The organism is Danxiaibacter flavus, from assembly GCF_041060425.1.
Lineage (GTDB): Bacteria > Bacteroidota > Bacteroidia > Chitinophagales > Chitinophagaceae > Danxiaibacter > Danxiaibacter flavus.
Window position 1 is genome coordinate 105,131 of record NZ_JAULBC010000003.1, and the last position, 18,723, is coordinate 123,853.

At 41.8% G+C, this 18,723-nt stretch carries 16 protein-coding genes; 12 read left to right on the forward strand and 4 right to left on the reverse strand.

The window, feature by feature from the left end; genetic code table 11:
- Positions 1 to 56: 56 nt before the first annotated feature.
- On the reverse strand, positions 57 to 2,375 hold the full coding sequence (locus QTN47_RS11020; protein ID WP_369329423.1) for a GH92 family glycosyl hydrolase: 2,319 nt from the start codon (positions 2,373 to 2,375) through the stop codon (positions 57 to 59).
- 177 nt (positions 2,376 to 2,552) lie between these two features.
- On the opposite strand from QTN47_RS11020, the gene cysM reads away from it, so the two are divergent.
- The 4 genes from cysM (at position 2,553) to QTN47_RS11040 (ending at position 7,554) form a co-directional block, all read left to right on the forward strand.
- The gene (gene cysM / locus QTN47_RS11025) at positions 2,553 to 3,434 is read left to right on the forward strand and encodes a cysteine synthase CysM (protein WP_369329424.1); all 882 of its coding nucleotides are present in this window, start codon (positions 2,553 to 2,555) and stop codon (positions 3,432 to 3,434) included.
- 239 nt (positions 3,435 to 3,673) lie between these two features.
- Complete coding sequence (locus tag QTN47_RS11030; protein WP_369329425.1) at positions 3,674 to 4,390, forward strand: pyridoxine 5'-phosphate synthase; 717 nt, start codon at positions 3,674 to 3,676, stop codon at positions 4,388 to 4,390.
- A 539-nt stretch (positions 4,391 to 4,929) separates the two neighbouring features.
- Complete coding sequence (locus QTN47_RS11035; RefSeq protein WP_369329426.1) at positions 4,930 to 6,036, forward strand: Gfo/Idh/MocA family protein; 1,107 nt, start codon at positions 4,930 to 4,932, stop codon at positions 6,034 to 6,036.
- 159 nt (positions 6,037 to 6,195) lie between these two features.
- On the forward strand, positions 6,196 to 7,554 hold the full coding sequence (locus QTN47_RS11040; RefSeq protein ID WP_369329427.1) for an MATE family efflux transporter: 1,359 nt from the start codon (positions 6,196 to 6,198) through the stop codon (positions 7,552 to 7,554).
- 564 nt (positions 7,555 to 8,118) lie between these two features.
- On the opposite strand, the gene QTN47_RS11045 is transcribed toward QTN47_RS11040, so the two are convergent.
- The gene (locus tag QTN47_RS11045) at positions 8,119 to 8,724 is read right to left on the reverse strand and encodes a porin family protein (protein ID WP_369329428.1); all 606 of its coding nucleotides are present in this window, start codon (positions 8,722 to 8,724) and stop codon (positions 8,119 to 8,121) included.
- A gap of 194 nt (positions 8,725 to 8,918) precedes the next feature.
- Between QTN47_RS11045 and QTN47_RS11050 the strand changes: the two genes are divergently transcribed.
- Positions 8,919 to 9,722 carry an ABC transporter substrate-binding protein gene (locus QTN47_RS11050; protein ID WP_369329429.1) on the forward strand — a complete coding sequence of 268 codons (804 nt, stop codon included), beginning with the start codon at positions 8,919 to 8,921 and terminating at the stop codon, positions 9,720 to 9,722.
- A gap of 172 nt (positions 9,723 to 9,894) precedes the next feature.
- Here QTN47_RS11050 and fbaA read toward each other — a convergent pair whose 3' ends face one another.
- Positions 9,895 to 10,965 (reverse strand): class II fructose-bisphosphate aldolase, encoded by a 1,071-nt coding sequence (gene fbaA, locus QTN47_RS11055; RefSeq protein ID WP_369329430.1) that lies wholly within the window; start codon positions 10,963 to 10,965, stop codon positions 9,895 to 9,897.
- Between the two features lie 224 nt (positions 10,966 to 11,189).
- Here fbaA and QTN47_RS11060 point away from each other — a divergent pair, with 224 nt between their 5' ends.
- The 5 genes from QTN47_RS11060 (at position 11,190) to QTN47_RS11080 (ending at position 16,444) form a co-directional block, all read left to right on the forward strand.
- Positions 11,190 to 11,429 carry a hypothetical protein gene (locus QTN47_RS11060; RefSeq protein ID WP_369329431.1) on the forward strand — a complete coding sequence of 80 codons (240 nt, stop codon included), beginning with the start codon at positions 11,190 to 11,192 and terminating at the stop codon, positions 11,427 to 11,429.
- Between the two features lie 401 nt (positions 11,430 to 11,830).
- Positions 11,831 to 14,443: a valine--tRNA ligase gene (locus QTN47_RS11065; RefSeq protein WP_369329432.1), complete on the forward strand. Its 2,613-nt coding sequence runs from the start codon at positions 11,831 to 11,833 to the stop codon at positions 14,441 to 14,443.
- A 213-nt stretch (positions 14,444 to 14,656) separates the two neighbouring features.
- On the forward strand, positions 14,657 to 15,253 hold the full coding sequence (locus QTN47_RS11070) for a phosphatase PAP2 family protein (protein WP_369329433.1): 597 nt from the start codon (positions 14,657 to 14,659) through the stop codon (positions 15,251 to 15,253).
- 8 nt (positions 15,254 to 15,261) lie between these two features.
- Positions 15,262 to 15,756, forward strand: coding sequence for a GNAT family N-acetyltransferase (locus tag QTN47_RS11075; protein WP_369329434.1), 495 nt, complete (start codon positions 15,262 to 15,264; stop codon positions 15,754 to 15,756).
- A 28-nt stretch (positions 15,757 to 15,784) separates the two neighbouring features.
- The gene (locus QTN47_RS11080) at positions 15,785 to 16,444 is read left to right on the forward strand and encodes a SanA/YdcF family protein (protein ID WP_369329435.1); all 660 of its coding nucleotides are present in this window, start codon (positions 15,785 to 15,787) and stop codon (positions 16,442 to 16,444) included.
- 9 nt (positions 16,445 to 16,453) lie between these two features.
- On the opposite strand, the gene QTN47_RS11085 is transcribed toward QTN47_RS11080, so the two are convergent.
- Positions 16,454 to 16,975, reverse strand: coding sequence for a DinB family protein (locus tag QTN47_RS11085; protein ID WP_369329436.1), 522 nt, complete (start codon positions 16,973 to 16,975; stop codon positions 16,454 to 16,456).
- 242 nt (positions 16,976 to 17,217) lie between these two features.
- Between QTN47_RS11085 and QTN47_RS11090 the strand changes: the two genes are divergently transcribed.
- Together QTN47_RS11090 and QTN47_RS11095 are read left to right on the forward strand one after the other, a co-directional pair.
- The gene (locus tag QTN47_RS11090) at positions 17,218 to 17,709 is read left to right on the forward strand and encodes a Crp/Fnr family transcriptional regulator (RefSeq protein WP_369329437.1); all 492 of its coding nucleotides are present in this window, start codon (positions 17,218 to 17,220) and stop codon (positions 17,707 to 17,709) included.
- A 656-nt stretch (positions 17,710 to 18,365) separates the two neighbouring features.
- Positions 18,366 to 18,692 (forward strand): DMT family transporter, encoded by a 327-nt coding sequence (locus QTN47_RS11095; RefSeq protein WP_369329438.1) that lies wholly within the window; start codon positions 18,366 to 18,368, stop codon positions 18,690 to 18,692.
- The last annotated feature ends 31 nt before the right edge of the window (positions 18,693 to 18,723 follow it).

Here is an 18,723-nt window from a genome sequence, read left to right on the forward strand (position 1 = left end):
ATATCCAACAGCCTGACTGCTTTTGATTTTTTACTTTTGAATTTTGACTTTTTCCTTTATTTATGGTCGTCACTGAATGAATATGGCGCCGCCGCATCTTCAGTTCCCTTGCTTTTATTTGGCGTAGCACTCATTTGCACTTTAAACTCGCCACCTTTCAGGATATCATAATGGCTGATCCAGTTTTTATTGTATGGTTTGCCTGCAAACTGGGCAGACTGAACATAACGGTTGTCGGCATTGTTTGCAGCTGCAGTTATAACGAACTGTTTGCCATTTTCAAGGTTGATAGTTGCTTTTTGGAACAATGGTGCGCCTAACACATATTGATCCGTGGCAGGGCAAACAGGATAGAATCCCAGGGAAGAAAATACATACCATGCAGATGTCTGTCCGTTATCTTCATCACCACAGTAACCATCCGGTGTTGCCTTATACAAACGGTTCATTGCCTCACGAACCCAATATTGCGTTTTCCATGGTTCGCCCGCATAGTTGTACAGATAGATCATGTGCTGGATGGGCTGGTTACCGTGTGCATATTGTCCCATGTTGGCAATCTGCATTTCGCGGATCTCGTGAATAACACTTCCGTAATAGCTGTCGTCAAAAACAGGAGGCATTACAAAAACAGAATCAAGCATGCTGGTGAAAGTTTTCTTTCCGCCCATCAGGCCAATTAGTCCTTTGATGTCATGAAAAACGCTCCATGAGTAATGCCAGCTGTTTCCTTCAGTAAATGCATCACCCCATTTAAAAGGATTGAACGGTGTTTGGAAGCTGCCATCTTTATTTTTACCGCGCATTAATTTGGTTGAAGGATCAAACAGGTTGCGATAATTCTGACTACGTTTTGCATACAGATCAAGCTCTTCCTGGGGTTTACCCAGTGCTTTACCTAACTGGTAAATGGTGAAATCGTCGTACGCATATTCAAGTGTTCTTGCTGCATTCTCGTTGATCTTTACATCATAGGGTACATAGCCCAATTCGTTGTAGTATTTAACGCCATCACGACCAACTGCAGAGATTGGACCTTCATTATTAGCACCATGTTTCAATGCTTCATACAGTGTATTAATATCATAACCGCGCATGCCTTTAATGTATGCATCACTCACAACTGATGCAGAGTTATTACCGACCATTACACTTCTATAACCGGGGCTTGACCATTCAGGCAAAAAGCCCCCTTCTTTATAATCATTGATCAAACCTTCCTGCATTTCTTTGTTTACAGAAGGATACAACAGGTTCAATAGCGGATACAATGCACGGAATGTATCCCAGAAGCCGGTTCCGGCGTACATATATCCCGGCAATACCTGTCCGTTATATGGACTGTAGTGCACAATTTTATTCTGGGCATCAATCTCATACAATTTGTTAGGGAAGAACAATGTGCGGTAGAAGCAGGAATAGAATGTGCGGATCTGATCGATCGTGCCACCTTCTATACTTACACGGCTTAGCACTTTGTTCCATGTATCTTTTGCTTTTTTGCAGGTGGTTTCAAAGTTGTCATTCGCAAGCTCCCTTGTAAGGTTCAATTCAGCCTGTTCGATGCTGATGAAAGATGAAGAGATCCGCATGGTAACCTTTTCGCCTTTTGAAGTCTTAAACCCGATTACCGCCCCGGCATGGTCTGCTGAAGTTTCTAACTTATCAGTGAGCTTATAATCGGTCCAGGTAGAAGATGTGGTAAAAGCCTTATCAAAATAGGCTACAAAAAAGTTCTTAAAATTGGTGGGTACGCCGCCGCTGTTCCTGGTACTGTAACCAACTATCTTTTTTTCTGCAGGAATAATCTTTACATACGAACCTTTGTTAAATGCGTCCAGTATAATAAAAGAGCTGTCAGTTGAAGGGAATGTAAAACGGAATTGCGCCGCTCTTTCTGTAGGCGTTATTTCAGTGGTAACGTCATGGTCAGCCAGGTACACACTATAATAATATGGTTTTACAACCTCTGCCTTATGTGTAAACCAGCTTGCACGGCCATTTTCATCAAGTGCCAGGTGTTTGGTTACCGGCATAATGGAAAACTGTCCGTAGTCATTCATCCATGGTGAAGGCTGGTGCGTTTGTTTGAAGCCGCGAATTTTATCGGCACTGTACTGGTACATCCAGCCATTGCCCATATTGCCGGTTTGTGGCGACCAAAAGTTCATGCCCCATGGTGTTGCAATTGACGGATAGGTATTACCATTAGACAGACTACCTTTGGAGTCTGTACCCATTAGCGGGTTGATCCACTCAACCGGATCTGAAACTTTATTAACCCATTGGCTGTTTGCAACGTTCATAACGAATGATACGGAAGCAGCACAAACCAGTTTCTTCAATAAACCGGGGATATGACAGCAAGTGCTCATGAAGTTTATTATTTGAAATCAGAAATGATAATGAAGCCCAAATATAACTAGAAAAACGTTTTAGCCAAAAGTAAAAGGCCGGAAATCGGTTTGTTTTTTCCGGAATTTATTCGAGTGGATTTTATTTTTTTGCATAAATACGTGAACTTGCATAATGCTAACAAACAAAGATTAATTATGGCGGGCATTTTGGATCTTGTTGGAAACACTCCTATCGTTCAGTTAAAGAACATTCCTACGAATAAAAACGTGACTATTTACGCGAAGCTGGAAGGGAACAACCCGGGGGGAAGCGTGAAAGACCGCGCGGCGTATGGAATGATTAAGGGGGCGCTGGACAGAGGTGAACTGAAGCCTGGTATTAAATTGATTGAGGCAACAAGCGGCAACACGGGTATTGCGCTTGCGATGATAGCCAGTTTGTTCGGGGTGGAAATTGAGCTGGTGATGCCGGAAGATTCTACCCGCGAAAGAGTTCTGACCATGGAGGCTTTTGGCGCGAAAGTGATCCTTACGCCAAAGGAACAATCTATGGAAGGCGCAATTGACTATGCCAACGAGCAAGTTGCAAAAGGCGGCTACCTGATGCTGAACCAGTTTGGCAATGAAGATAATTTCTGGATGCATTACCGGACAACCGGACCTGAAATATGGAACGACACGCACGGCAGGGTTACGCACTTTGTTTCTGCAATGGGCACCACCGGCACCATAATGGGCGTATCAAGATTTCTGAAGGAAAAAAATCCGGATATCCAGATCGTAGGTTGCCAACCAACCGACGGTTCCAGGATCCCGGGCATCCGCAAATGGCCCGAAGCCTACCTGCCCAAGATTTTCGACAGAAATCGTGTTGACCGGGTAATGGAAGTGGACGAGCAGGATGCACGCACCATGACCAAAAGACTTGCTCGCGAAGAAGCCGTTTTTGCAGGAATGAGTAGCGGCGGTGCGGTTTTTGCAGCCACTGAACTGGCAAAAGAGTTAGACAAAGGTGTGATCGTCTGCATTATTTGCGACCGGGGCGACAGGTATTTGTCTTCGGATTTGTTTGATTGAGAGGTGTGAGGTATCAGGTTTCAGGTGTCAGGTATGAGGCGTAAGGTTTGAGGCATAAGGTATCAGATTCAGGTTTCATGCCGGGGATAATTGATTAGCCATCCCATTGATCTCTCCAATTTTTTAAATGATAAGAAAACAGAAAGATGTGGCACATAGGTACTTCGTACCTCGTACTTCGTAAATCGTACTTAAAAAGATTCACTTTTCACTATTGACCATTCACTATTCACTACAATATGACCAAATTATCAGTTAATATAAACAAGTTTGCTACGTTGAGAAATAGCCGTGGCGGCGACAATCCGAATGTTGTAAAGGCTGCGGTTGATGCCGAGTTGTTTGGTGCGGATGGCGTTACTGTTCACCCGAGACCGGACGAACGGCATATCCGCTACAATGATGTGCGGGAGATCAAAAAAGTTGTCAGAACAGAATTCAACATAGAAGGAAATTGCAGTGAACAGAAGTTTGTTGACCTGGTGCTGGAAGTAAAACCTGATCAGGTCACACTTGTGCCGGACGCATTAAATCAGCTTACCAGCGATCATGGCTGGAACACTATTGACCACCAGCAATATTTAAAAGATATCATCGCAGTTTTTAAAAACGCAGCAATTCGCGTAAGTATTTTTGTTGATCCGATTGTTGAGATGGTTGAAGCCGCTTCAACAACAGGCACCGACCGAATTGAATTATACACGGAAGGTTATGCAAGAAATTTCCTGGTAAATAAAGAGCAAGCGATTGCTCCTTATGTAGCTGCGGCACAGAAGGCAAAAGAACTTGGCCTCGGGCTTAACGCCGGTCATGATCTCGATCTTCACAACCTGAAATACTTCAAACAACATATCCCACACCTGGATGAAGTGTCCATCGGCCATGCCCTCGTTTGTGATGCCATTTATTTAGGATATGAGAATGCAGTACAGATGTACAAGAGGCAACTTTTTTAAGACCGTAAGACAGTAAGATCGTAAGACGTGTAAGACAGCAAGATCGTAAGAGGTGTGAGAATGCAAGAAGATGGTAAAAGTTGTTCCTTCGAGAAATTAAATTTATAAGAAATTATTCTGGGCGAGATTCAGGCTTGCCCTGAATAACCCGATGATCTGGGTTCAACCTATCTAAGCCTTATGCCCCATCCTCCCTCGTATAATGGAAGTGTAATATAAAACGTGCAACCAGTTCTAAGCTTTAGGCTTTGGGCTTTAAGCTTCCCTCTAATAAACGTGTAACGTAAAACTTACAACGTACAACCAGTTTTAAGCTTTAGGCTTTGGGCTTTAAGCTTCCCTCAAATAAACGTATAACGTAAAACTTACAACATACAACCAGTTCTAAGCTTTGGGCTTTCAGCTTCCCTCAAATAAACGTATAACGTAAAACTTACAACGTACAACCAGTTCTAAGCTTTTAGCTTTGGGCTTTAAGCTTTCCTAATTACACAAATTCGCAGTATCTTAATAACTCATTCACTTCTAAACACAGTGCTATGCAAACCAGCAAATCACGCCGCAGGTTTATTCGCGATCTTTCATTGGGTAGTTTGAGCCTCGCTCCTGCCCTGTCTTCACTGGCATCATGCGCCGGTGCAACGTCGCAAAAGAAAAATGGACTGGGAATAGCACTGGTCGGACTTGGCGGCTATGCGGGCGGACAGTTGGCTCCGGCATTGCAGCAAACGAAGAATTGCTACCTGGCCGGCATTGTTACCGGCACACCGGCGAAAGAAAAGATCTGGTCGGATAAGTATAATATTCCCCAGAAAAATATTTACAACTATGAAACTTTCGATAAGATCGCTGACAATCCGGATATAGATATAGTATACGTTGTGCTGCCAGTCGCCATGCACAAGGAATATACAATCCGTGCGGCAAAGGCGGGCAAACATGTGATTTGCGAAAAGCCCATGGCTGTAAGTTCTGCTGACTGTCAGGAGATGATCGATGCCTGCAAAAATGCCGGTAAAATGTTATCCATCGGTTACCGCCTGCATTTTGAGCCTTACAATATGGAAATGATGCGGCTGGGGCAGCAAAAAGTGTTTGGAAAAATTCAAAAGCTGGACGCCAAAAATGGCTTTGTCTATGGTGGTGATCCAAACGCATGGCGTCTGAAAAAAGCGCTGGCCGGTGGTGGCGGTTTGATGGATATGGGTGTGTACTGCATCCAGGGCGTGCGATATACTACCGGCGAAGAACCGCTGACGGTAAAGGCAAGGGAAGAAAAATTACGACCGGAATTGTTTAAAGAAGTGGATGAAACTGTTTATTGGGAAATGAAATTTCCCAGTGGGGCTATTGCCCGCTGCAAATCAAGCTACAATGCCAATGACAATAACTTGCGCGCCGATGCAGAAAATGGCTGGTTCGAATTGTCCGAAGCATATCGGTATGGCGGAATGGCCGGCGCTACAAGCAAGGGGAAAATGGATTTCCCTCAAATAAATCAGCAGGCTGCACAAATGGACGACTTCGCCAATTGCATCGTGCAGAAAAAGCCAACCATCGTTCCCGGCGAAATGGGATTGCAGGATATAAAGATTGTGGAAGCTATTTATCGAAGCATCGCCAGCGGAAAAGAGGAAAATGTCTGAGAGCTGTCAGCTATCAGCTTTCAGCTCTTAGCTTTGAGCTATCGCAACATGCGGGATTTTGCCCCCTAAGTTGCCGGCGCATTTGCACATACGCACATTCGCTAATTCGCATATTCGCACACTTGCACATTCGCACATTAGATTAACTTTGCGCGTCCTATGGCAGAGAGAGCTAAAGCATTACAATTACAGGTAAACACCAGCAACAGGCAGATCCTGATGATCGCCATGCCTATTGCTGTTTCCATATTAATTCCGCAGATCAATTTCATCACCAATAACATTTTCCTTTCCCGTTTAGGGGAGCAAACACTGGGTGTAGCAGGCATTACCGGCGTTTTCTATTTGGTGTTTGCGGTAATAGGACAAGGTTTAAATAACGGACTTCAAGCGTTGATCGCGCGTCGCGCGGGCGAGAACCGTGTTTCAGAGATTGGCAGTCTTTTTAACCAGGGTGTCCGCATCTCGTTGATACTGGCGGCTATGAGTATTTTGATTACTTATTTAATTGCTCCGGCTATTTTTAGATTGTCGCTTCATCAGAAGGAGCATGTGGATATGGCCGTCCACTTTCTTAAGATCAGGATCTGGGGACTTCCTTTTCTGTATATCTATCAAATGCGCAATGCTTTGCTGGTTGGTATAAATCAAAGCAAATACCTGGTGTATGGAACGCTTGCAGAAACTATATCCAACATCGTTCTTGATTATGGTTTCATTTATGGCAATTTCGGCCTGCCAATCATGGGCTTTAATGGTGCCGCAATAGCCTCTATTATAGCAGAAGCAACCGGGTTGTTTGTAACCTTTGCCGTAATGCACTGGAAAGGTGTCACAGGACGCATAGCTTTATTCTCGAACATAAAGTACAATGCAGCTAATATAAAACTCATACTGGTGCAGTCTTCTCCGCTCATCATGCAATATGCCATCAGTATTGTGAGCTGGGAATTCTTTTATATTCTGATAGAACATCATGGCGACAGAGATCTGGCGATATCCAACACCATGCGTAATATTTTTGGATTGTTTGGTTGTATCTCCTGGTCGTTTGCTGCGACAAGTAATATGATGGTGAGTAACATTATTGGTCAGGGCCTGCAGGATAAAGTAATTGAACTCATCATCAAAATCATGAAGCTAAGTGTGGGGTTTGCATTGATCATTTTTGTATTGCTTAATCTCAAGCCTGATATCCTGCTGCAGGTTTATGGACAAAACGAGGATTTTATTCAGGCAGGAATTCCAGTGGTGCGGGTAGTTTCACTCGCGCTTGTAATGCAGTCTGTATCAACCGTGTGGCTAAATGCGGTGGTTGGCACAGGCAATAGTAAGAGAAACCTGGTAACTGAAACAATTGCCATTGTTGTTTATTGTATTTATGTATACTTCACGCTGGAGTATTTCAAACTATCTATAGTTATTGGATGGGCTTCTGAATGGTTGTATTGGATCGTATTATTCGTGCCTTCGTTTCTTTATTTGAAGAGTAATAAGTGGAGAGACAAGAAGATTTAATGTGCGAATGAGTAAATATGCAGATGTGCGAATGAAATGGAGAGTTGAAAATTGACGATTAAAAATGACTATAAGGAGATAGAAAGGTTACACAGAGTTTCACAGAGAAGCCACCGAGATGGCACTGAGATGGTAAAAGTAAGCCCGCTGCACTTTTCACTATTGACTATTCACCATTCACTATTTCACCATTCACCTTCCTCAAGTTAGTTGCCCGCCCGGCAGGTCAGTTATTGCGTCCAAACAATCGATCCACCGGAACGGGACTTAAAATTTTATTCAAGGAAATAAAGCCTTCGCCTGCTAATAATTTTCCCCCTGTGAACCAATCACAATTATCAGCAGGCATTTATCAAGGCTTTCGTGGATTTTATACTTTATGTTCAAATCAAATTGCAAAATCATGCGCGCTGTGCTTCTATAATCATGCCGTAAATAGTATCGTTGATAACTTTGCTCTGTTAATATTTCTCTTCACATAATGTGGCCATTGGCATTATACATCGAAAAGCGTACCCGCCCGAACGTGCCGTCGGTACGGGCGGGCATCCAACATCGTACATTTTACAGGACTCTTACTGCAACACCTATCTGAATCTGCTTTGTTTTCCAGCTATACCTGTCATCTATATTGTTGATGTTAGATAACCCCTGATAATATCTTGCATAAAATTTAAATGATTCCGAGACGTTGAGTGTTAAGCCGCCAGCCACACCAAAATCAAGATCTTTAAATGCCGGCTTTCCGGATTTCAAAAGATCTTCATCGTCATACATCTTAAATCCGAATTGCGGCCCAAGATTAACGGTGAACAGTTTTGAAATATTGTATTTAGCCATGATGGGAACAACAATATAGTTGAGCTTAACAGTATTTTTGTAATCTATGGATGCCTGGTTAATGTAGTATTTTGAAAAGTCGTCTGAAATCTTTGCATCCCGCCTTGAGTACATTACTTCGGGTTGAATCCCCCATTTTTGTCCAAAATTGATTTCGCCAAAAACACCGGCTTCATAATCCGTCTGCAGAGACTTACTCATGCCATTTCCTGAAATGTTTGTGAGATCGATGTCACCTTTAACACCAAGGTGGAAAGTTGTCTGAGCGTTTGCTGACAAATAACAAAAAAAACATGCAGCAAGTAATAGTGTAAAACTTTTTTTCTTCATAAATAGATCCATAGTTATTGGGATGCAATACTATTCAGCATGATGTTATCAATTTGTTATGGTGAGATGAGATGCGATAAATTGTCTGCTAAATCCGTTTTTTCTTCAATATATATGAATTATTTTCGGTACCGGGAATGCCACTGTAAGATGTGGCTGATAAACCAAAATCCTTGAATAAAACCAGGACGGTCATGGTAAATATTATTGATCAGCTAAACAGAAAAGTGCAACTACAAGCACCTGCACAACGCATTGTTTCCATTGTGCCTTCTCAGACAGAACTGCTTTTTCACCTCGGATTGAATGAAGAAGTAATCGGCATTACACGTTTTTGTATTCATCCAAAAGAATGGCACTCAACAAAAAAAAGAATCGGCGGAACCAAGACAGTAAATATTGATGCCGTAAAAGCATTACAGCCGGATTTAATTATCGCCAATAAAGAGGAAAATACAAAGTCGCAAATTGAAGAACTGGAAAAGATTGCGCCGGTATGGATCAGCGATATCAACAGACTTGAACAATCGCTTGATATGATTGAGCAGATCGGTATACTTACCGGCAAGGAGTCAGAGGCAAAAGCAATTGCACAACAGATCAGCGAAAGGTTTAACAGCTTCACTCCTTCTTCCGTTCAATTCAGGGTTTGTTACCTGATCTGGCGAAACCCATACATGACTATTGGTGGAGATACCTTCATCAGCAATCTCCTTTCAAAGTGTGGTTTTGTAAATGTATTTGCAAACCACAACCGCTATCCAGAAATAAATATTGAGAAAATGATTGCAGCGCGTCCCGGAATTGTTTTTCTTTCAAGCGAACCCTATCCTTTCAAAGAAAAACATATCGAAGAAATTAAACGCTACATGCCTGAAGTACAGGTGATGCTTGTGGACGGTGAAATGTTTAGCTGGTACGGTTCGAGGCTGCTTAATGCCCCGACTTATTTTGAGGAGTTGATTCGTGAAATAAATTGTATTAGTGAGATGAAGTAAAAATTCAAAAGTAAAAAGTAAAAACTGGTGCGAATGCCTGACTGACGAAATACAAACAAAAAAGAGGAACAATCGTTCCTCTTTTTTTCTACTATTTAATGCGGAGACTTAAGTTCTATCAGATTAAGTAAACAGGTTCCAAACCTGATACCTGATACCTTAAACCTTACGCCTAATTCTTATTGATACAATTCAGATCAGCAAAAGCTTCTTCCAATCTCTTAACGAAATTTTCTTCGCCTTTTCTTAACCAAACGCGTGGATCGTAGTATTTCTTATTTGGTTTATCTGCACCTTCAGGATTACCTAATTGTGTTTGCAGATAGCCTTCGTTCTTTTTGTAGAAATTAAGAACACCTTCCCAGAATGCCCATTGCATATCTGTATCAATGTTCATTTTAATTACACCATAATCAAGTGTTTCATTGATCTGCTCTTTTGCAGAACCGCTACCACCATGGAATACAAAGTACAATGGTTTAGAGCCTGCAGCTAATCCCAATTTCTCAGCAAGATAGATCTGGCTGTTTTTCAAAATTTCTGGTCTTAGCTGAACATTACCCGGGCTGTATACACCGTGTACGTTACCGAAAGAGGCCGCGATGGTGAAACGTGAACCGATTGCAGATAAAGCATCGTACGCTTCAGCTACATCCTGTGGCTGAGTATATAATTTAGAATTTTCTACGTCTGAGTTGTCAACACCATCTTCTTCACCACCTGTAACACCCAGTTCGATTTCAATGCTCATGCCTAAAGCGTTGATGCGTTTGAAATAGTTAGCTGAGATCTCGATGTTTTCATGCAGAGGTTCTTCACTAAGATCAAGCATGTGAGAACTGAATAAAGGCTGTCCGTTTTTCGCCTTAAATTCTTCACCTGCAGTCAACAGACCATCGATCCATGGCAACCATTTTTTTGCCGCGTGATCCGTATGAAGAACAACGGGAACACCATAATATTTTGCAACATTATGAACGTGCTGAGCGCCGCTTACCGCACCAATGATATTTGCCTGAAGATTGTCGTTCGGCATGCCCTTTCCTGCAAAGAATTGTGCACCACCGTTACTAAACTGAATAATTACCGGTGAGTTAACCTTTGCTGCTGTTTCTAAAACCGCGTTAACAGAGTCAGTACCTGTTACGTTTACCGCGGGCATTGCGAATTTGTTCTCTTTTGCATCGTTGTACAGTGCTTCCAGCTCGTCGCCAAATAGGACACCGGCTTTATATTTTGCCATTTTCTACTGTTTTTAGGAAGGTTATAAATTTTTGGGTCGCTAAGATAAGCTATCTGTATGAATAGGCAAATTGAGAACATCCGTTAGTTAAAATATAAATATGAATTGAATGCCAAAAAAATATACAGCACCGCCATAATTCTGGGTGTTTCAACTATAATTTTTATTTAACAATCACATTTTCGGATTAACACTACCTTTACACCTTCCAATTTTTCTGCTGTATGACCAAACTATTACCTTTAATCGCATTAATTTTCCTTTTTGCAAGTTGCACAAGAGGATATGGCTTGCTTAGTAAAGCACGCGAGAAAGTGAAGAAGTCGGTTTGCATTTTTTCCGAAAAAAGCGCTGAAGAAATGAAATGTCAAAAAAGCATGGATGAGGATAACGGACAACCAGCTTCTGCTGCCGGTAAACTGTCTGGCATAAGCAACTGGGATGCAAGGATGCTTCTTCAATAGAATTAAACCAGGGTTATAATATTTAATGCCTTTCCTTTGGAAAGGTTTTTTTTGTGCCTTGATTTCTCGCGGCGACCGCAACGGGGCAACGGCGCCGTGTGAAATTCCCGTTGCGTCGCTGCTTCTTTGCGCCCGCTGCGTGAAATAAGATTTTTTTCTCGCGGCGACCGCTACGGAGCAACGGCGCTGCGTAAGTTCCGCTGCTTCGCCGCTTCTCTGCGTCCGCTGCGAGAAATAAGATTTTTTTCTCGCGGCGATCGCTACGGAGCAACGGCGCTGCTTCTTTGCGCCCGCCGCGTGAAATATATCCCGCCTGAAATGCTTACGCGAAAATCTCCATACGTGCGCCGGAATTCGTACCTTTGCAGCCCTAATAAAAAGGCTTTTTTAGAAATTACTATATGGAACTGAGTAAAAATTTTGAACCTGCGTTAATTGAACAAAAGTGGACGCGCCATTGGTCGGATAAAAAATACTTCAACAGCAAACCGGACGGCCGTAAAGCCTTCACGGTCGTTATCCCTCCGCCTAACGTCACCGGCGTTTTGCACCTTGGTCACACTTTGAACGAAACAGTGCAGGATATTCTTGTTAGAAAGGCACGCATGAGTGGCTTTAACGCTTGCTGGGTTCCCGGTAGTGACCACGCTTCTATTGCAACAGAGGCGAAAGTGGTGCATATGCTGGAAAAGGAAAAAGGAATTAAGAAAGCTGACCTTACACGCGAAGAATTTCTTGGATACGCATTTGAATGGAAAGAAAAATATGGCAATATCATCTACAACCAGATCGAACGCCTTGGCTGTAGTGTGGATTGGGACAGAGTAAGCTTTACAATGGATGATCATTACTATAAAGCTGTAATGAAAGTCTTTACTGAACTATATAATAAAGGTTTGATCTATCGCGGTGCGAGAATGATCAACTGGGATCCTGCTGCCAAAACAGCTTTAAGTGATGAAGAAGTTGAGTATAAAGAATTGCAGGGGAAATTATATCATGTAAAATACCGGGTAGAAGGTTCAGACGAATTTATTGTTATTGCAACGCAGCGCCCTGAAACAATTATGGGTGATACAGCGATTTGCGTTAACCCGACAGACGAAAGATATGCTCACCTCGCTGGTAAAAGAGTGATCGTTCCTTTAGTGAACAGATCTGTGCCTGTTATTTTTGATGAGTATGTAGATAAAGAATTCGGTACAGGTGCTTTGAAAGTTACGCCTGCACACGACATAAATGACTACAATCTTGGTCTTAAGCACAACCTTGAAGTAATTGATACATTGAATGAGGATGGTACACTAAGTGAAGCTGCGCAAGTTTTTGTTGGACTTGACAGATTTGTTGCGCGTAAAAAAGCCATCGCTCAGCTGAAAGAAGAAGGTCTTTTAGTTAAAGAAGAAGAATACAGTACACGTTTAGGGTACAGCCAGCGCAATCCGGATACCGTAGTAGAACCCCGCATTTCTACACAATGGTTTTTGAAAATGAAAGAGCTTGCTGAGCCCGCGCTTAGAGCTGTGGTAGATGGAGATATCAGAATTCACCCGGGCGATAAGTTTTTGGCTACTTATAAATACTGGCTGGAAAATGTAAAAGACTGGTGTATCAGCCGTCAGCTGTGGTGGGGACAGCGTATTCCCGCGTGGTATGATGAACAAGGTAATTGTTATGTTGCCGAAACTGCAGAAGAAGCGCAGAAATTAAATAAAAACGGCGGAACACTCAGGCAGGACGAAGACGTATTGGATACCTGGTTTTCCTCCTGGTTGTGGCCAATGGAAGTTTTCAACGGAATTACAGAGCCGGATAATGAAGACTTCAACTACTACTACCCTACTTCTGTATTGGTAACAGGACAGGATATTATTTTCTTCTGGGTCGCACGCATGATTATGGCGGGCTTTGAATTCAAGAAAGAAAAGCCTTTTAGTGATGTGTACTTCACCGGAATGGTGCGTGATAAACTGGGCAGAAAAATGAGTAAGCAGCTGGGTAACTCTCCCGACCTGCTTATGCTGATTGATAAATATGGTGCAGATGCTGTTCGTTTCGGCATTATGATCTCTTCCCCTGCCGGAAATGATCTGTTGTTTGATGAAGCTTCTCTGGAACAGGGACGCAATTTCAATAACAAGCTGTGGAATGCATTGAAGCTGGTTAAAATGTGGGGGGCAAGAGTTGCAGACGGTTCACAAGAGGTAGCATCAACTTCCAACTTTGCGATCAATTGGTTCGACAATCGCCTTCAGGAGGCGCGCGCGCAGGTTGACAGCCTGATGAGCCAGTTCCGCTTGAGTGAGGCATTGAAAACAATTTACTCACTGATCTGGGATGATTTCTGCAGTTGGTACCTTGAGTGGGTTAAGCCTGGTTTTGAGCAACCGGTTGAAGCTGCAGTTTTTCAGAAAACGATTTACTTCTTTGAACAATTGATGCAATTGCTCCACCCTTATATGCCGTTTATTACAGAAGAGATCTATCACCTGTTGCAGGAAAGAGCAGACGACATCTGTATAAAACAATTTGATACAATCGGATCTTCTGACAAAACTGTACTAACGGAGGGGGAATTACTGAAGAATGTAATTTCTGCCATTCGTGATGCAAGAAACAAAAATCAGATCAAACCTAAAGAAAGTATCGAGCTGCATATTCAGTCTGAAGCAACAGATATGTATAAGGCCATTAGCGATATCCTGGCTAAACAGGTAAATGCAGATAATATCTCTTATACACAGGAAGCAGTTGCGAATACAATCGTGGTTACGCTTGAAAAAGATAAATTCTTTATCAAGACTGAAAAAGAAGTTGATACAGTTGCATTAAAAGAGGAGTTGACGAAAGAACTGGAATATCAACAGAAATTCCTTGACAGTGTACTGAAAAAATTAAGCAACGACAGATTTGTTCAGAACGCTAAACCTGAAATTGTTGAGCTGGAGAAAAAGAAACAAGCGGATGCTCAGGCGAGGATCAGGACGATAGAAGAAAGCCTTAGTACATTGTAGAGAAGTAATAAGTTGTAAGTTATACGTGATACGTTTATTGAAGCGAGGGAGGAGTTGTAAGTTATACGTGTTACGTTATACGTTTTTCTTTATTAAAGGAAATGGTATTTTCTCCGAATAGTAAAACACTACAACACAATCTACAATTCGATCAACGTATAACGTATAACTTATAACTTATAACGTCAACGTAAAACTTATAACGTATAACTAATGATAGGAACAACCTTGAAAAGCATCCTTCTAACGGGATGCTTTTTGTTTAGCTTCGGATTTTTACGCGCGCAGAACTGGGATGTAGACTTGTTGAAAAGTATCAATCCTCAAAACCCAAATTCATTTGTATGGAAGGGCGCATCAGCCTCGGCATATCCTGTAAGTGTGGGCGTTCCTGTGGGTTTGTGGATAGCGGGTACGATAAAAAAGGACAAAGAAACGCAGTTTAAGGCATATGAAATGGTTGGCAGCCTGGCGATAGCTGCCGTGGTGACAGAAGGATTAAAGGTTGCAATTAACAGGCCCCGCCCCTATCAGAAGTATCCGGACATCTACCCGTATCAATATGAGGATGGAAAGTCCTTTCCTTCAGGACACACTACAATGGCTTTTGCAACAGCTACCAGTTTATCACTTCAATATAAAAAATGGTACATAGTAGTGCCTGCTTATGTGTGGGCAGCAGGTGTAGGATATTCCCGTTTATATCTCGGTGCACATTACCCGACAGATGTTTTAGGTGGAGCAGCCATAGGAGCAGGAAGTGCATTTTTAAGTCATTGGCTTACAAAAAAAATACTACATCATAAATAGCAAGTAATATGAAGATCAGAAAAGCAACAACAGATGATATACCGGCTATTCAACAGATAGCAAAAGATACATGGCCGGATACTTATAGCGGAATTATTTCGCAGGAGCAGATCGATTATATGCTGAATTTGATGTATAACACACAAACGTTGACTGAGCAAATGTCTGGCGACCATCACTTTTTTATTGCGGAACAAGAGGACAAACCGATTGGATTTGCCGGATGCAGCCCTTATTCATCATTGTCGCCTCAACGCTGGAAGCTGCATAAATTATATGTTTTGCCAACTATTCAACGTTCCGGCGCGGGAAAAGCATTGTCCGAAGCTGTTGTAGATGTGGCTAAAACAAACGGCGCAACTGAGCTTGTATTAAATGTAAATAAGAACAATCCCGCGTACACCTATTACCTGAAGCATGGATTTACGGTGTTGGAAAATATGATCCTGGATATTGGTAACGGTTATGTTATGGATGATTATGTCTTAATCAAGCAAATCTGATCGCTATAACATCCTTAAAAACTTACTTATGAAAGTCTTCCAACCCCTATTAACTTTTAAAGCTGGATGGAAAATTATTTTGTCTCTTGCGATCATGATTTTCACTGCAATCTTCATCTGCGATAGAAAAATCAAACGCAACGCTGAAGGAAAAATATATACAGATGTCAACAAGATCCCTTTTCACAAAACAGGAATATTACTGGGGACTGCCAAGTTTCTTTCTAACGGAAACCTGAATCCATATTACATTTACCGCATAAATGCAGCGGTCGATTTACTTAGACATCAAAAAATAAAGTACATTATTGTTAGTGGTGATAACGGCCGCAATGATTATAATGAGCCGGACTTAATGCGAACGGATCTGATCCAGGCGGGAATTGATTCTACGTTGATATACGAAGACTTTGCTGGATTTAGAACATTTGATTCAATAGTCAGGTTGAGGGAGATTTTTGGCCAACATGATGTAACGATTATTTCCCAGCCATTTCACAACGAACGCGCTTTGTATATTGCCTCAAAAGAAAACATCAATGCTATTGCATTTAATGCGAAAGATGTTGCGGGAACATGGGGACTAAAAACACAAATACGCGAAAAACTAGCACGAGTTAAGGTATTCTCAGATTACATATTCGGAAAATCGCCAAAATACCTTGGTAAACCGGTAACGATAGAATAGCTGGTGAACTCACTGGTGATTAATAATCTTCGCAAGCTCAGTCATACGTGAAAGATGGTGATCATCGTGTTCAGCCACAAACAGGAACAGATCCATAGTTCTCATTGGTGTCTTTAGCCGCGGATGAAGTGCAGATTTGAAAATGGCTTTTTCATCGAGATTATTGAGGAGCTGAATTGTTTTCATCCTGGCATTTCTGAAATTACTGAGCAGAACTTCAATTGCAACCGCATCGTGATTGGCTTCTGATGTTGCCGTATTTTGGAGATCGGTTGGTCTCAACTCAGTCTCTCCATTCAAAATGTCTTCAAGTCTTCCCTGCCAGAGCGGTTCAAGATCTGTAAGATGCCCTATATTTTCTTTAATAGTCCAGGTGCCATCTATCCTTACAGATAAAATATCTGCAGGGGTTGATTTCAATTTTTCTTCCAGCCTGGCTGGTGTTCCGGCTAAACGTTCAATAATTGAAGGGAAAATATTCTGTGTAGTCGTAAAATCAAAAGTCCTGCTAAACCATTTTGTTTGTTGCATAACAGCATTTTAATCATTCCTGGAAATTCATGTTAAGCTAAAGGTAGAACATCTGGCATTAATAAGCGTCTAAAGGCAATTCGCGAATTGACGTCCTGAAAGCACTCAATTCTTTGACATTATTTACTTTATCTATTTCATTTTTTATTTTTGATAATAAATCAAGCCCGTTGGATATCGTTTTAAAGAAAATATCAAGCCTGCATCATCTGCCTGTCAAGTCCTTGTCGAAGTTGACACATATGCTTGAACGTGTTCAAATGGAAAAGGGGCGCATTCTTTTTAAAGAGGGAAAGATAGAAACAGACATTTACTTTATCGAGCAAGGCGCGGCACGGGCTTACTGCAACACCGAAGAATCTGAACTGACTTTCTGGTTTGGGTTTGAAGGTGATATCGTACTTTCTTACAACGGATACGTTTATAATAAACCCGGTTACGAAAGCGTCGAATTGCTTGAAAATGCTATTTTGTATAAGCTGAAAGGAGAAGACTTGCAGGAACTTTTTAATCACGATATCGCCCTCGCAAACTGGGGCCGTAAACTAGCCGAACAGGAATTGATCAAAACCGAAGAACGGTTTATAACGCGCCAGTCAAAATCAGCTACAGAGCGTTACCAGGAATTGTTGGATACAACTCCGCATCTTATTCAGCGCGTGCAACTTGGCTATGTGGCATCCTATCTCGGAATAACACAGGTTTCGCTGAGTAGGATCAGGCAGCAGAAATAGCTGTTAGCTGTGAGCTATTAGCTATCAGCTCAAGCATGATATTCCTTAATAAAGTAGTTAATTCAAACGTCATAAAATATCGCATCCAAATAGATATCCGGGAGATTTCTCCTATAGAGCCAATCGCAGATTTTATAAAAGTTGCAATTTTTCCGGTAGGGAATTAAGTTCAATAGAAATGATCGAATCGAGAACCTAATAGCCCGTTAGGGCTTTAACCAAATAAATCGGTTTATGTCCTACGGACAATAAGGACCTTGCATGTTAGGACTTCTATTGAACTTTAAGCCCTACGGGCTACCGAAAAAAAGCGTACTGCCCCTCTTTATGATTGTACTTAACCAAATTACCCGTCGAGGTAACGATGCCGCAAAAACTCGGTGCAACTCCTTGTCTCCTCCTGTATTTCTCCGTGTAATAGTAACTGCTATTAAGTACTATCAACAATTAGTTACTCAGAGCTACCAATGACGGATTTGTTAAACGCCATCCAAGTATCAATACCAGACTAGCAACTTCCGCCTGCCTGCTATTACGAATCTATCCCCACACAGGCTAATTGCTGATAGCTAATAGCTGACAGCCAACCGCTTTTTTATCCTATGTAAAAAAATAAGTGCTTGCTATATACCAACTTTGCAAGCTCAATTTAAGATATGAACTGGATCATTTTAATTATTGCAGGTTTATTTGAAGTAGGATTTACTACATGTCTCGGCAAAGCAAAAGAAACTAACGGAACCGCATCTATGTTATGGATCATTGGCTTTTTTGTAAGCCTTTCTGTAAGTATGCTTCTTCTTTATAAAGCAACACAAACGTTACCCATGGGTACAGCTTATGCAGTATGGACAGGTATCGGCGCCGTCGGAACCGTTATCATAGGCATTATTTTCTTTAAAGAGCCGGTCGACTTCTGGCGCATATTCTTTATTGCAGCGTTGATAGGATCTATTGTCGGATTAAAGTTTGTTTCACATTAATGTTGTAGATACTTTTTAGAATGAGTCCTAC

Coding starts and splice junctions, on each gene's coding strand:
- QTN47_RS11060 (WP_369329431.1), top strand. CDS start 11,190: ATGACCAAACTATTACCTTTAATCGCATTAATTTTCCTTTTTGCAAGT.
- QTN47_RS11085 (WP_369329436.1), bottom strand. CDS start 16,975: ATGCAACAAACAAAATGGTTTAGCAGGACTTTTGATTTTACGACTACA.
- QTN47_RS11080 (WP_369329435.1), top strand. CDS start 15,785: ATGAAAGTCTTCCAACCCCTATTAACTTTTAAAGCTGGATGGAAAATT.
- QTN47_RS11075 (WP_369329434.1), top strand. CDS start 15,262: ATGAAGATCAGAAAAGCAACAACAGATGATATACCGGCTATTCAACAG.
- QTN47_RS11050 (WP_369329429.1), top strand. CDS start 8,919: ATGGTAAATATTATTGATCAGCTAAACAGAAAAGTGCAACTACAAGCA.
- QTN47_RS11035 (WP_369329426.1), top strand. CDS start 4,930: ATGCAAACCAGCAAATCACGCCGCAGGTTTATTCGCGATCTTTCATTG.
- QTN47_RS11040 (WP_369329427.1), top strand. CDS start 6,196: ATGGCAGAGAGAGCTAAAGCATTACAATTACAGGTAAACACCAGCAAC.
- QTN47_RS11095 (WP_369329438.1), top strand. CDS start 18,366: ATGAACTGGATCATTTTAATTATTGCAGGTTTATTTGAAGTAGGATTT.
- QTN47_RS11065 (WP_369329432.1), top strand. CDS start 11,831: ATGGAACTGAGTAAAAATTTTGAACCTGCGTTAATTGAACAAAAGTGG.
- QTN47_RS11070 (WP_369329433.1), top strand. CDS start 14,657: ATGATAGGAACAACCTTGAAAAGCATCCTTCTAACGGGATGCTTTTTG.
- cysM (WP_369329424.1), top strand. CDS start 2,553: ATGGCGGGCATTTTGGATCTTGTTGGAAACACTCCTATCGTTCAGTTA.
- fbaA (WP_369329430.1), bottom strand. CDS start 10,965: ATGGCAAAATATAAAGCCGGTGTCCTATTTGGCGACGAGCTGGAAGCA.
- QTN47_RS11030 (WP_369329425.1), top strand. CDS start 3,674: ATGACCAAATTATCAGTTAATATAAACAAGTTTGCTACGTTGAGAAAT.
- QTN47_RS11020 (WP_369329423.1), bottom strand. CDS start 2,375: ATGAGCACTTGCTGTCATATCCCCGGTTTATTGAAGAAACTGGTTTGT.
- QTN47_RS11090 (WP_369329437.1), top strand. CDS start 17,218: ATGCTTGAACGTGTTCAAATGGAAAAGGGGCGCATTCTTTTTAAAGAG.
- QTN47_RS11045 (WP_369329428.1), bottom strand. CDS start 8,724: ATGAAGAAAAAAAGTTTTACACTATTACTTGCTGCATGTTTTTTTTGT.